Genomic DNA, 12,687 nt, shown 5'->3' with positions numbered 1-12,687 from the left:
AGAAAGAACGGTATCTCCTATAAAAGAAGACGCAGTTTAATGATTAAACATGATGAGTGTGTTTGACAATCCATTGCTCCATTTTTATTTGCAACCAGAAGCCATAGATTCCAAACGTGATGATGGTTAGAAGAAACCACTTAATCCAGTTACCGAACAGTTGTGCTCCAGTCCCGTCAAAGTACAGACGTTGACCATCCACTACCGTATGCTTGGTTTTCCAATTTTGCATCATACAAACCGCCCAAGGTGTTGCGATCCCATAGGAAATCACACAAACATAAGGCACTAAAACGTTACTGGAAACTCATTCAACAGGAGAGCCGTAAACCCAGTGATAAACGTTTTTATCTCCCAACTTTTCGCTCACACTTGACCAATAAAGAGATTCTCGAAAACCTTCTTGCATACTCTCAAGAACTTAGAGAGCACTATGACCTCTATCAACTATTACTCTTTCATTTTCAAGAAAAACAAGCTGACCATCTCTTTGAGCTTATTGAAGAAACAATTTCTTGTGTAAATCCTATTTTTCAAACTGTTTTTAAGACCTTTTTGAAAGATAAGGGCAAGATCATAAATGCACTAGAACCGCCCTACTCAAACGCAAAACTAGAAGCTACTAATAACCTCATCAAGATCATCAAACGAAATGTTTTTGGCTTCCGGAACTTTAAAACTTCAAAACTAGAATCCTCATTGCATTGAACATCAAAAAGGAGAGAACCAATTTGGTCCTCTCCAGGGTATAATTTTCCATCAACCCACTACAGTTGACAAAGAGCCGTTATTCTCAAATAAGACAACTCCTTTTAGTTTTTATAACCTCAGCTTCTCGGTCTCTTACCTACTTTTAATAGAAAGACTACGAAGGACGATTCTTAAAGTAGTCAGATTGTGCAATATCGAAAGATTAGATGGGCTTAACCAATTTAACAATCCAAATCCAATTAAACTTCCATTTATAACAACTGTTTCTTGAATATTTCTTTGTATTAATTTCTGTAACGATTCAGATAAAGAATTCAATTCCTCGAAGAAATCTAAACGATTATCTAATAATAAAATATCACTCATCTGCTTAGAAATATCAGCACTTTCATTCATCACAACCCCAATATCTGCAAGCGTCAAGGCAGCAGAGTCGTTTAGCCCGTCTCCAACCATCAAAATAGTTCGGCCAGCTTTCTGTAATTCCTGGACTAACTGAAACTTCCCATCTGGTTTTAGATCAGTATAGACGTTGTCAAATGGCAGATCTTTAACCAACTCTTCTGTTCTAGCCAACGTATCACCAGTTGCCAGAATCAGTTTTTTCCCTTGGCGTTTTAGCTTTTTCAATGCAGTTTTCGCCTCGCTTCTCAAGGGAGTGTGGATACAAAACATCCCAATTAATTCTTTCTTATAAGCCAAAAACAATAAATTGTAATGAGTCTTATATTGCTCAATCAAGGCCAGCTGCTCAGAACTAATTCTTACCTGCTCGTCTTGCATTAGTACATAATTTCCAATGACAACCGATTGACCATCAATTTGCGATTTAATCCCTTTGCTTGCAACATACTGAAGCTTGCCATGCATTTCTTCGTGTTCAATGCCTTCAATTTCAGCTTGTTTAACAATTGCATTGGCAATAGGATGATAGATATGTTCCTCCAAACATGCACTTATTCTTAAAATATCTTTCTCAGTATAATCTCCGAAAGGAAGAACCTTTTCAACCAAAGGATAACTCGTCGTAATGGTCCCCGTTTTATCAAACAAGAAAGTATCCACTTCCAGATATTTTTCTAATACATCACCATCTTTAATAACCATTTCTCGATTTAGACCTTCCTTTATGGCCGTAAGATAGGCTACAGGTGTGGATATTTTTAGAGCACATGAAAAATCCACCAATAAAAAGGAAATAGCTTTTGAAAACGAGCCTGTTAACAGATAAGTCAAACCAGCACCTAAGAAGTTATATTTTACAACCTTGTCTGCCATCCTAATAAAATGACGTTGTTTTGTCTTCTTACTCTCTTCAGATTTTTTCATCAGATTTATGAGCTGCAAAATGCGACTGTTTATCTGATTATCAGTCACACTAATTCTTAATTCTCCTGTTTCCAAAACAGTATTCGCACATACAGAATCTCCCTCTTTCTTTTCAACAGGGAAACTCTCTCCTGTCAAGGAACTCTCGTTGACCATGCCTAATCCCGAAACCACTTGGCCGTCAAACAAGATTTCATTCCCTTGGGAGACAACTAATATGTCGTCTACTTGAACATCAGAGCTCTTGATGCTGATGACCATGTCTCCCCGCACTAAGAAAACATCACTTTCTTTAGCAAGAAGGCTTTGTTCCAAATCTGTTGCTGTTTTTTTTAAAGACCACTGATCCAGATGATTACCCAAATCAAGCATAAACATGATGTTGCTAGCTGTCTTGGATTGGTTCATAAACAAGGACAACAAAATGGCCGAACAGTCCAAGACCTCCATGGTTAGTTCCTTGCGCGCTAAAGTTTGATAGGCTTCTTTGACATAACCCAAAGCCTGATAACAAGTCCAAATATAACGAATAGGGTAGGGTACAAAACTTCGAAACAGCAAACGCTTAATCGCTGCACCCGATACAATTGAATAAGCACTCTCTTCTCTACGAATGGGAAGAGTCATCAAGTCCGAAACTTTCCCCTTGTCAATTTTTTTTAAAAAGGCCTCTGCATTTTCTAATACAGAGAAGCCTTCTTTCATACGTAGAGTAAAGTGCTGCTGATCCATATAAAACTGAATAGAGTCGATCCCTTTTTCATCTTTAGCCAAGGAACGAAGATAATCTTGAATATCCAAGGTCAGTGAAAACGAGGACGATAATCGGATATGTTGATATCCTCTGTGTAGCACTTTAAAAGACATATTATTCACCTGTCAGGCTATCTAATTGTTCTTCTTTCTTTTCCTGTTCGTATAAATATTTAGCGTCTTGTAAAACATCATCACCGTGTTGTTTTACAACAGAAACAGATGCATCCAGTCCATCTTTCAATTTGTAAGCTTTAGCCAAGGCCTTAGAATAGCCTTTCTTAGCTTCTTTACTTGCTAAGACTTTCAAGCCAAGCGTCCCAAATGCTACCCCTCCTAAGAAGAGAGATGATTTTTTCGCAACTTTTGCGACGTTTAATACTTCTTTTAACATGTTTATTTCCTCCTTGTAACTATTGTAGCGAAAAATGACAGCAAAAGCAATTGCTGATATCTGATATATAGATAAAATTCTCTATACTGATATCTAATTATATTATGATGAAAACAATATACTTTATTTTTTGATACTGTCAATAATTATGTGTAAACACCTAAGTAGAGTTACGGAGTGTTAATTAAATAAGCTTTCAAGTGTATCAGAACATTGACCAAACCCTTTATGGATTCGTTGACTTTGCTTGAAATTATAATCTTCAAACAACGTAACTAAGTAACGTTCCAGAGCCTCCTCATTAGGAAAAAGAACCTTCTTTTTCGTTTGACGTTTGATTTCTTTGTTAAGAGACTCAATGAGGTTTGTCGAATACATGCTGTGCCAAATCTGGTAGGGAAACTGATAAAAAGTTAAAAGATTATCCGTCTTCTCCAGACTTTCCATGACTTTCCTATACTTTGGTTTCCATTCGGCGAGAAAGTCCTCTAAAGCTTGTCCTGCCATTTCTAAATTTTCAGCACGATAAATCATTATAAATTGCCCCAGAATAACCGCTCTATCTGCTCGTTTCACTTTACTAGCTAGATTTCGACTAATATGAATTAAGCAACATTGTTGTTTAGCTAATGGGTAAGCCTGACTGATAATCTGCTCAAGCCCCTTAAAGCCATCTGTAACTACAAGAGAAACCTGTTGGATTCCTTGGTTTTGAAGCTTGTCTAACAGGATGGACCAAGAAGCATTGTTTTCTTGAGGCAACTGTGCATAGCATATCTCTATGCGACTAAAGTCGCTAGAGCTATCCTAATTGCGCACCGCCAGTTCTCATAGAAAAAAACACCTTGCAAGATGCAAAGTGTTTTCGTTTGTATTCTGCTGTCCAGTAACGAATTAACGTTTACTAAATTGTGATGCTTTACGGGCCTTTTTCAAGCCTGGTTTGAAAAGCATGGGTTTCAGTTGGACTCAAAACAGCCCAGTATCAAAGGTTTTCAGAACTATACCTACTAATCAATCTCATAAAGTTTGAATCAATATATTTTAAATAGGGGAATAGTTTAGTTCGGTGAACATTTAAAAGTACCTTAATAAATCTTGTTATCTCAGATTCCTTCACAATTTTAGAAAAATAGATATTGAGAAAGTTGGAAATTAAAACAACATCTAGATTATCTAGAAATTCTTTATCAAACACCCATGACAATGAGATTGATGAATTAAATCAATACACCTTATAAATTTTATACAAAAAAGTGTTGCCTTTTTAGAGAAAACAAAGATAACTAGTACATATCTCTATTATAAATACACTGTATCACCTTTCCTATGTTAGTATACGGTTCACAGTTGATAGTTATTTGACTTAATTCTTTCATTGTAGCTGTATTTTCCATAGCTGTAGATACACAATCTTCTATTTGCTTTAATAAATCTATGTCGTTCTTATGTTTTTTTGAATACTGATTACAATGTAGATGATGTTCTAGTCTTTGATATAATCTATCTTTTGTATGAGATTGGTTGGGTTTTTCGAAATGAGCCAGCAACCACACCTCAAAACAACTATTTGAAAATCCAATATGAATGCCTCTAGATTTTGCTTCACTCAACACGGTCTGCATTTCAGCGTTATCTATATCATCTTTATCAAAGATAATATAAACCCCTCCAAGATTCCTCTTTTCCGTATTAGGCAGAGTATTTATTTTTCCTAAAGCGTGGGTTAAAAGATTCATTCCTTGTTTGTGTGCATGATTAACGGACACTTTTACAGTCACTGTTGCATTATACTTTTTATTTAGAATTGAGAAATAATTTTTTTCAGTCTCTCCTTCAGTGAAAATATAAATAGTTTTTTGAGTGCTCTCCCTCTAGATTGCCTTCCTCTACTCATTTAAATCTCCTTAAATAATTGGTTCATCCCTTCGACATCAATATCCGGTAGAGCTCCGAACTGCCCATTAAGGTATCGCTTAGCAAAAGAAATATCACTTCGTGACACACCTTTTAATTCATTAAAATCAAAAAGAGAATACACATCTGTTTTGCCCAAGAAATCTTTTTCCATCAAATAAATTTGATCTACTCTCAAATTTGAATCTAATAAATTTAAATTGTGTGTGGTAAAAATAAATTGATTTTTGTTTGATTCAGAATTAATTATATTTAACAATGCCTTAGTAAGTGATAAGTGAAATGAATCATCAAATTCATCCATAATTATTACTCGGTCTTTATGTAAGCTATCTAATAATGTTAAAGCAACTGCCATCATTTTTTTAGTGCCAGAAGATTCCATTTCGTATGGAATCTTTTCTTCACCAACTACTTTTCCATTTTCATCATATTTTTTATAAATTGAATATATTTCAATAGTGGTAAATCGTTTTGCTAATCGACTTTCATCTAAATTTGCAGCAGAAATTATCTTTCTTAATTCATCAGGAACTGACTCTACTTTTTCAATAACTTCAATGTCTATAATATTAAAATCGGCCAAATTTAATAGTTTAATGAATATATTTTTTTTAGCAGAATCTTCTTGAATTGACTTAAACATTTGTTTTTTTGTAGCTTCAAAAACTAAATTTGAATGGAACCATTGGAATACACTAACACATTCTGCATCATTTTTATCTTGACCTTCAAATAATAATAATTTATTCTTTCTAACAGATTTTCGTATTTTTTTTAAGTTATCTGGAAGTATCTCAGGATTATCTGAAGAATTAGTTCGTTTAAAATATACTTTTTCTTTATAGTTTTGTGAGACAATATAAAGTTCCTCTAGAGTCACTTCTTTCCTATTATAACAAATATGATAGCGGTATGTCTTTTTATCTGTAATCAACCGAATTGTAAATTCAGTATCTTCATATTTATTTTGTTCATTTAAACGGAATGGCATATAAGGTAAAGCATCTTCAATATCATCCGTAGGTTCTAAAATCATTTTGGCGAGTACTCTCAACGCTGTAATTAAATTACTCTTTCCAGACCCATTAGCACCAAAAATATTTACATTTTTTAATAAAGAAAAATCTTGATTTTCTAACACATGAGATTTAGCATGTTTTTTTAAGTATTTCCCCTTTTCTAAGGATAAAATTGAGCTATTTTGAAAAGATAAAAAATTTGTAACTTCAAAATCTACTAACATAATCTACCTCCTTTATCATATTGATTATACCGTAATTTTAAAATTTTAACAACGATTTTTCGTTGTAAATCTAAAAATTTCTTTGCGATTTCCTATATAATCATTAAAATACTCTATTTTTTAAATAAAAAAATTATTTTTCTCTATTTTGATTTATATTTCACCTAAATAGTGATTTTAGCTCCAGGTAAAAAAAGTAGAAAAAAAGCGCAAATTAATTAAAACTTACGCTTCTTACAATTGATAAATATTAATAGCTATCTTTCCGAAAAATTTATATTTTCCCGAAAGAAATAAAATATATGTCAGCATTACCTGTCTTACACTTGTAACATTACTTTGATATAATAGAAATGGAGGTAAGCAAATGAAAAGATTTATCACATTACTTTTAGTGTCTCTATCTACAATTCTATTAGTTGCCTGTTCTAACCAATCAAGCAATTCTTTAGATGGCGAATACTACTGGATAAACGAGAGTAGAAATGAAGTTGCCTTTACCATTTCAGGTAACAAAGGAAATATCAATAAAGGAGAGGCTGATGTCTTTACAATTGATAAAGATAGTTCAACAATCGAACTGACTGGTTCTAATATTATAAACCGAAAAGAGAATTATACCTTCAAGGATGGCGTATTCACTGTAGATATTTCAGGAACGAAGCAAGACTATTACAAAAAGGACAGTGAAGCATATAAAGAAGCCTTGAAGAAATATGAAGATAAGTAAAACTCTCAAACTATTCGTCATTCTTTACACATTACAAACGCTTTGATTGAAGCGTTTTTTTGTTATCTCTCTAAAAAGAAGGTTGAAGTTTGGACTTTATTTATTTTTTGTGCTTTTTAGACTATATTTTGATCATTTGAGGAAATTAACACTATTTTTTAAAATTTATCTGATAAGATAGGAGTATGAAAAATTTAAAAGAAGATAACATTCAAAAATCCTTATGGCATATCAAACGCCACTGCGAAAATATAGAGAAAAATATCGATGATTGTGAAAGAAAAATTGAACTCTTCTATCTGAAGGAAAGCGTTGAGGTTCTAATGAGAGTTTTTAATGATGAAAAACCCTATCCAAATTTGAATAGAGAGGATGTTTTTTAAAGAAACATATACAATCATTGCAAAAATATAGTACAACCATTTATTAATAAATTAAAAACACCTAGAAAAGCTAGGTGTTTTTGTAAGGAGAAAAAATGAATAATTACAATAAAGAAAAATCACTAGAAAAATATCCAATCGGTTCGAAAGTAAAATTAATAAAAATGGATGACCCTTATGCCCCTCCAATTGGAAGTATTGGTGTAATAAAGGGTGTTGATGACCTTGGTTCTATACTTGTTCAATGGGAAAATCATGGAAGACTGAGTATTCTTCCCGATGATATTATCATTTTGATTTAATTTTGATTATAACTAAGAGTTTCACTTCTTTTCGATTATACTTCATTTAAAAATGGTACTTCGCAAAAACCATCATAGCTTTTTTTATATTAACATAATACTCCCAAATAACTAAACTCTGTTTGTTACCATCAGAATCTAATAGCTGGTATAGAGGAGATAAATCAAAATGTTTTCTAAGATAGTCTTCTTTTTCGGTTGGAAGTATCAACATGCTATATGTCTCTAGTCCATTGTTTTGAAGCACCAGGTGATAGGATAATTGCTTATAGTTGATTCCCGTAATAGATTGATAATATTTTGAATCAAAAATATATTGTTTTTGATCATCACTATAATAGTGATCTAGTCGGAACTCATAACCTTGATTACTGCTACAATCAACATCATTAAAACTCTTTTGAACAACAAATTTCAACCTACCTGCTCCAGTCTCAAATTGAGGACCATTATTAGTAATAGTCTTAAAGTTTGACTCAAGATACTCTTGGACAAGATCTTCCCAAATGTTTTCAAATTTATAATGTTTAATAATGATATCGCCTTTTTTATCTTTATTATCGAAGAAATGAATCAGATTATCTACCAACTTCTTATGAATATCTTTAAAAACCTCTTGTTTAAGTTTACGTAACCTGTTCAAAATATGATCTGTCTTCTTCCAAAACTCTAGATTACGTGGTAAGGAAAAAGGAACCTTCTCATCAATAAAGAAAGGAAACATTTGTATCGTATAAGCAAGAGCATAAATCATACATTCAGTTAAAAATGTATGATTTTCTTTGCTCTTTTTAACGTAAAATGGCACATAAAGAAGATTCCCATTACTGATTAGTGGACTGGATTTTCTAATAGTGTCTTTCCATGCAATTTTCCCATCATAGCCAGCTTTTGTATAATTCTCCACTTCGTTATATAGTCCATAACGCTTATAATAATCCAATATTTGATAAAAAGCAGTAAAAGGATATGAACTAGCATATTCTTCCTGTCCATTAAAATTAGTAAATTGATCTTCGATATTAGACTTCAGTAATATTTTAAATAAAAGACGAATATCCTTATCATTTAATTTATTGTTATGGTTTTTTAAATCATACTCAGAACAGTAGTGTTTTGGGAGGGACACTAAAATTTTATTTCGTTTAATAATAAAACCAACAAAATTAGAAATCCTTCCCTCTTTACTACTCCTCCAATCTCTGTCCTCTAAAGAGAACTTTTCCTTTACTTCCTCTGAAAGTAGAGTTCCATCCATCTGAAAATAGAACTTAGTTTTGGTTTGTGTCATTTTGTTCACCTTCAGAAGAGACATCTTTCACTTCTTGAACATCATCATTAACTGTAGTTCCAAATTTTAGCTTATCATAAAAATCTCTAGCAAAAATTTGCACTTCTGTTCCTTTATCCAAAGCATCTTTCCATACAGAATAAAGCTTCCCGAAACTCTTAATTTTTTCAATATTAAATAAATGAGTGTCGATAGCCATCCCTTCAATATCTTCCCATAAATATTGAAGAAGTTTATTCAACACATGCGTTTGATTTTTTTTATTATTATCTTGAGCTAATTTGATAAAGAATTGACCTATCTGTTTATCTTCAGAAAGTCCCATATTAGACGTAATATATTCATTTAATGTAGGGTAAAAATCACACCACTCCACATTTTTAATCCGCTCTCCGAAGGAATAGAAATCATTTCATTATTAAGCAAGCCGTCTTTATCTGATACGGGATCAATTGATACATATTCCCACTCAAAACGACGCTTGAAGGCAGTATCCATTGCAAAGACGTTTTGATCATTTGTGTTTACAGTTGCCAAGATAATCAAGTTGGATGGGAGAAAAATCTTTTTGTCTTCATTTCCATCCATACCTACTTTATCATCATTAGCTTCTTGAGTGTGATCGGTGATGGTATTTACTTGTTTTGAAATAAGAGCGTTAGAGATGCTATATTCCGATTCACCTTTATTATCACGATCCAATAGTTGGAATAAGTCACCAAAAACTGCTGCAACATTAGCACGAGATAACTCTTCTAATACTAAAAATACTTTCTTAGGTTCTTCTCGTGTTCCATTCTCAACAGCAAAATTCTCTAACAGTGCTTTTTTTAGAGCTCTTGTAAAAACGCCTGGTGTAAATGAATAATCAAAACCATCCTCTTTTTCAACTGGCATGATTTGCCCAACAAAATCACTATATGTATACTCTGGATGAAGTGTAGTACGAAATACATATGAGGATTGTTCATCATCCTCTTTTTCAAAATTCGGATAAACCGACTTGATTAGCTGTGATACCCTATAAGATTTACCTGTTCCTGGTGCCCCAAAATAAATTCGGTTAAAAGGTAAAGTTTCACTTTTCGCATCTTGTTGTACATAGAGTGATGATGAATCTACGAATGTGATTTCAGAAGGCTTCCCAGTACGATTTATAAAAAATTTTTTGTTGAAAGGCGCCAACTCTTTAGCATCTTCTTCTTTAATAGCAATTGAGTCATAACTCAATTCATTTTTCTTTTTTAAAACAATCCAAAAAGTATTAGGTACGATTAAACGTCTATATGAAAGAAAGTTGTCACTATCACCATTATTGATAATAGAAAGCTGAACCTGTTCTCCACCGCTACGTGGGTATACACACATTTTTTCAGTTAATTTTGATTCTCCCATAAAATCAATTTCGTGGTTAGAATCTAAATAGTTACAATTCTCTCGATAAATTGTTATCGGAGCTTTGAAAACAAAGAAATTTTTCATTGCAGGATCAGATTCTTCAACAAAAGCTTTAGAATATAAATATGGAAATAAATCCATTTGTTTTCCAGTAATTGCAATATGCGTCTGATGACTTGAAATCCCTTTAGAAATACAATTACTAGCCGCCATTTTATTTACTATGAATGAATCGTAAGCATCAATAATCAAATTGATCCCCATTTTATCTGATACGATTTCCTGTATCTTCTCAAATACTTCTTTAAATTCCATATCAATCTCCTAAATACTTTTTAATAACTTTTGCTATATATCTAGCAAAAAGTGGTGGCACCGAATTTCCTACCTGCATATAAGTTTTTGTGTAAGAACCTTTAAAATAATAATCATCTGGATAAGATTGTACTCGTGCAGCTTCGCGAGGTGTCAAACCACGAGCTTGAGTAGGATGTATATACATATTACAGTCAAATTTCATATGAGCGGTTATAGTTTTACAAACCTTCTCTTCTTCCAATTTGAAATATTTATCCTTGAAAATGTGACTTCTTGATTTATAGGGCATGATATCAGCAATCTTCTCATCATCTGATTTATCACCTTGATATAATCTCCTGTATATTTCAATATCACGTTCATTATTATAGCGAGCTTTATGATTTAAAATTTGCTTAAATTTTCTATTCTCATTAATTAAATCAATATACTCATTAGTTTGAATATCGCTATAATTATCAACAATATAACCAATTTTTTCATTTTCAAGATTTGTCGCATTCTTTACACGTGATGCTTCTAATTCTCTTAACCCATAAAGAGCATCCTTCAAAACAAAATCTTTCGTTTCTGGAATAAATCCACAAATCTCTTCATGTATTTTTTTATTGTCAACACCAAGTCTGTTCCCAATAAAAATTAACCTTTCACGGTTTTGCGGAACACCAAAATCTTTAACATTGTATAAATGAAAATCAACAGAGTATCCAATGCGGTTAAAGTCTTCAACTACTTGCTCAGCAACTTTTTGCATACCTTTAACATTTTCCATAACAATAAATTTAGGTTGCAATGAGTCTACTGCTTTGATAAAACTCTTATAAAGTTTATTACGTGGATCATCAATAATTCGCTGTCTATTTGCCGTACTAAAACCTTGACAAGGGGGGCCACCAATCACCAAATCGACACTGTCAAATCGTTGATATTTAGAAATATCTTCTAAAATATCATCAATATTATTACAAATAATATTCTTTTTAGGAACTGTTGGATGGTTAAACTGATAAGTTTCTACGCAACTTGGTTCTATGTCATTAGCAAAGTTAATCTTAAATCCCTCTTGTACAAAACCAAGCGACAAACCACCCGCCCCGCAAAAGAAATCTACAATATTAGGACTTTTTTCTTCTTCTGCTAAAGCTTTTGAAATATATGACCCGATATAGTTTTTTAGAATATTTCCATCTTGTTCTACTAAATCATCTTCCGAAAAGCTTTTTAATTTATTTAGCAAACCATTATCTGTTTTAATAAGTTCAATAATTTCGTCAGAGCGTTCATCTACATCTGATAAACCAGTACGTGCCCCAATCAGTTGATAGATACGTGCCTCATCAATTTTTTGGGAATCTTGGGTTTCCCAAGCATTTACAAATTTTTCTAATTCAGTCTTCAATTCCATTCTCCTAGTTCTTGAAGGGTCACTCTAACCTGCTCAGCAACTTTATTTGAGACAGCAACTGTAACAGCATTACCAAATTGACGGTACGCTTGGGTATCGGATACGGGGATTCTAAATTCTTCTGGAAACCCTTGTAATCTTGCAGCTTCCCGTGGGGTCAATCGTCTAATTCTTCCATTATCAGTAACATAGTTATCTTGAGATGCTCTATGCATTTTATGCATTGTTGCGGTTAGAGGTCTTGCTATTGGTAAATCAATTTCTGCTTTTGCTCTATATCCACCTGTTCCTTCAGATAAAATCGTTGGTATAATTTTATCAGATAAAAAATATTTTTGATCTACATTTTCTTCTAGTAAGTCTTGCATTGTTAATTGAAGTTCTTCTTCTTCTGGAAATTCAAATTCTGCTTCTTGGTTTGCAAAACAAACAATAAAAGTACGGTTTCGAGTCTGAGGAATCCCGTGATTAGCAGTATTTAAAATTTGAGTGAAAACTTTATATCCTAAT

General features: G+C 32.7%; 13 protein-coding genes and 2 pseudogenes. 4 read left to right on the top strand and 11 right to left on the bottom strand.

Going from position 1 to position 12,687, the window contains the following annotated elements:
* Positions 1 to 43: 43 nt before the first annotated feature.
* Entirely contained in the window at positions 44 to 289 is a 246-nt protein-coding gene (locus HMPREF2887_RS03200) for a DUF898 domain-containing protein (protein WP_232043652.1), read from the bottom strand.
* Between HMPREF2887_RS03200 and HMPREF2887_RS03195 the strand changes: the two are divergent.
* Positions 265 to 752, top strand: a pseudogene (locus HMPREF2887_RS03195) (transposase); the annotation flags it as partial. The gene HMPREF2887_RS03200 and the pseudogene HMPREF2887_RS03195 sit on opposite strands and share 25 nt — an antisense overlap.
* Positions 753 to 843: 91 nt before the next feature.
* Here HMPREF2887_RS03195 and HMPREF2887_RS03190 read toward each other — a convergent pair.
* The 5 genes and pseudogenes from HMPREF2887_RS03190 to HMPREF2887_RS03170 all read right to left on the bottom strand — a co-directional run bounded on the left by HMPREF2887_RS03190 (position 844) and on the right by HMPREF2887_RS03170 (position 6,350).
* Positions 844 to 2,907: a heavy metal translocating P-type ATPase gene (locus tag HMPREF2887_RS03190; RefSeq protein ID WP_084740500.1), complete on the bottom strand. Its 2,064-nt coding sequence runs from the start codon at positions 2,905 to 2,907 to the stop codon at positions 844 to 846.
* Position 2,908: 1 nt separating this feature from the next.
* Positions 2,909 to 3,187 carry a DUF6110 family protein gene (locus HMPREF2887_RS03185; RefSeq protein WP_002893755.1) on the bottom strand — a complete coding sequence of 93 codons (279 nt, stop codon included), beginning with the start codon at positions 3,185 to 3,187 and terminating at the stop codon, positions 2,909 to 2,911.
* Positions 3,188 to 3,367: 180 nt separating this feature from the next.
* Positions 3,368 to 3,958 (bottom strand): annotated as a pseudogene (locus HMPREF2887_RS03180) (transposase); the annotation flags it as partial.
* Positions 3,959 to 4,473: 515 nt separating this feature from the next.
* Entirely contained in the window at positions 4,474 to 4,995 is a 522-nt protein-coding gene (locus HMPREF2887_RS03175) for an RloB family protein (RefSeq protein ID WP_261673817.1), read from the bottom strand.
* Between the two features lie 89 nt (positions 4,996 to 5,084).
* The gene (locus HMPREF2887_RS03170; protein WP_084740498.1) at positions 5,085 to 6,350 is read right to left on the bottom strand and encodes an AAA family ATPase; all 1,266 of its coding nucleotides are present in this window, start codon (positions 6,348 to 6,350) and stop codon (positions 5,085 to 5,087) included.
* A gap of 367 nt (positions 6,351 to 6,717) precedes the next feature.
* Here HMPREF2887_RS03170 and HMPREF2887_RS03165 point away from each other — a divergent pair, with 367 nt between their 5' ends.
* The 3 genes from HMPREF2887_RS03165 to HMPREF2887_RS03155 all read left to right on the top strand — a co-directional run bounded on the left by HMPREF2887_RS03165 (position 6,718) and on the right by HMPREF2887_RS03155 (position 7,765).
* Positions 6,718 to 7,080 carry a hypothetical protein gene (locus tag HMPREF2887_RS03165; RefSeq protein WP_084740496.1) on the top strand — a complete coding sequence of 121 codons (363 nt, stop codon included), beginning with the start codon at positions 6,718 to 6,720 and terminating at the stop codon, positions 7,078 to 7,080.
* Positions 7,081 to 7,265: 185 nt separating this feature from the next.
* Positions 7,266 to 7,463 (top strand): hypothetical protein, encoded by a 198-nt coding sequence (locus tag HMPREF2887_RS03160; RefSeq protein WP_084740494.1) that lies wholly within the window; start codon positions 7,266 to 7,268, stop codon positions 7,461 to 7,463.
* Positions 7,464 to 7,558: 95 nt separating this feature from the next.
* Positions 7,559 to 7,765, top strand: coding sequence for a DUF4314 domain-containing protein (locus tag HMPREF2887_RS03155; protein WP_084740491.1), 207 nt, complete (start codon positions 7,559 to 7,561; stop codon positions 7,763 to 7,765).
* A gap of 46 nt (positions 7,766 to 7,811) precedes the next feature.
* On the opposite strand, the gene HMPREF2887_RS03150 is transcribed toward HMPREF2887_RS03155, so the two are convergent.
* The 5 genes from HMPREF2887_RS03150 to HMPREF2887_RS10300 all read right to left on the bottom strand — a co-directional run.
* Complete coding sequence (locus tag HMPREF2887_RS03150; protein ID WP_186821896.1) at positions 7,812 to 9,056, bottom strand: hypothetical protein; 1,245 nt, start codon at positions 9,054 to 9,056, stop codon at positions 7,812 to 7,814.
* Positions 9,037 to 9,432: a hypothetical protein gene (locus HMPREF2887_RS10045; protein WP_148131479.1), complete on the bottom strand. Its 396-nt coding sequence runs from the start codon at positions 9,430 to 9,432 to the stop codon at positions 9,037 to 9,039. The genes HMPREF2887_RS03150 and HMPREF2887_RS10045 overlap by 20 nt, the downstream gene beginning before the upstream one ends.
* Positions 9,402 to 10,769: an AAA family ATPase gene (locus HMPREF2887_RS10040; protein WP_148131478.1), complete on the bottom strand. Its 1,368-nt coding sequence runs from the start codon at positions 10,767 to 10,769 to the stop codon at positions 9,402 to 9,404. The genes HMPREF2887_RS10045 and HMPREF2887_RS10040 overlap by 31 nt, the downstream gene beginning before the upstream one ends.
* A gap of 1 nt (position 10,770) precedes the next feature.
* Entirely contained in the window at positions 10,771 to 12,171 is a 1,401-nt protein-coding gene (locus HMPREF2887_RS03140; protein WP_261673811.1) for a DNA cytosine methyltransferase, read from the bottom strand.
* A partial coding sequence (locus tag HMPREF2887_RS10300) for a DNA cytosine methyltransferase (protein ID WP_222564018.1) occupies positions 12,168 to 12,687 on the bottom strand: 520 nt, incomplete at its 5' end. The genes HMPREF2887_RS10300 and HMPREF2887_RS03140, both read right to left, overlap by 4 nt.

It is taken from the genome of Streptococcus sp. HMSC071H03 (assembly GCF_001813035.1).
GTDB lineage: Bacteria > Bacillota > Bacilli > Lactobacillales > Streptococcaceae > Streptococcus > Streptococcus anginosus.
Note: the sequence above shows the minus strand (reverse complement) of the source record. Positions and strands in the feature narration are given on the sequence as shown.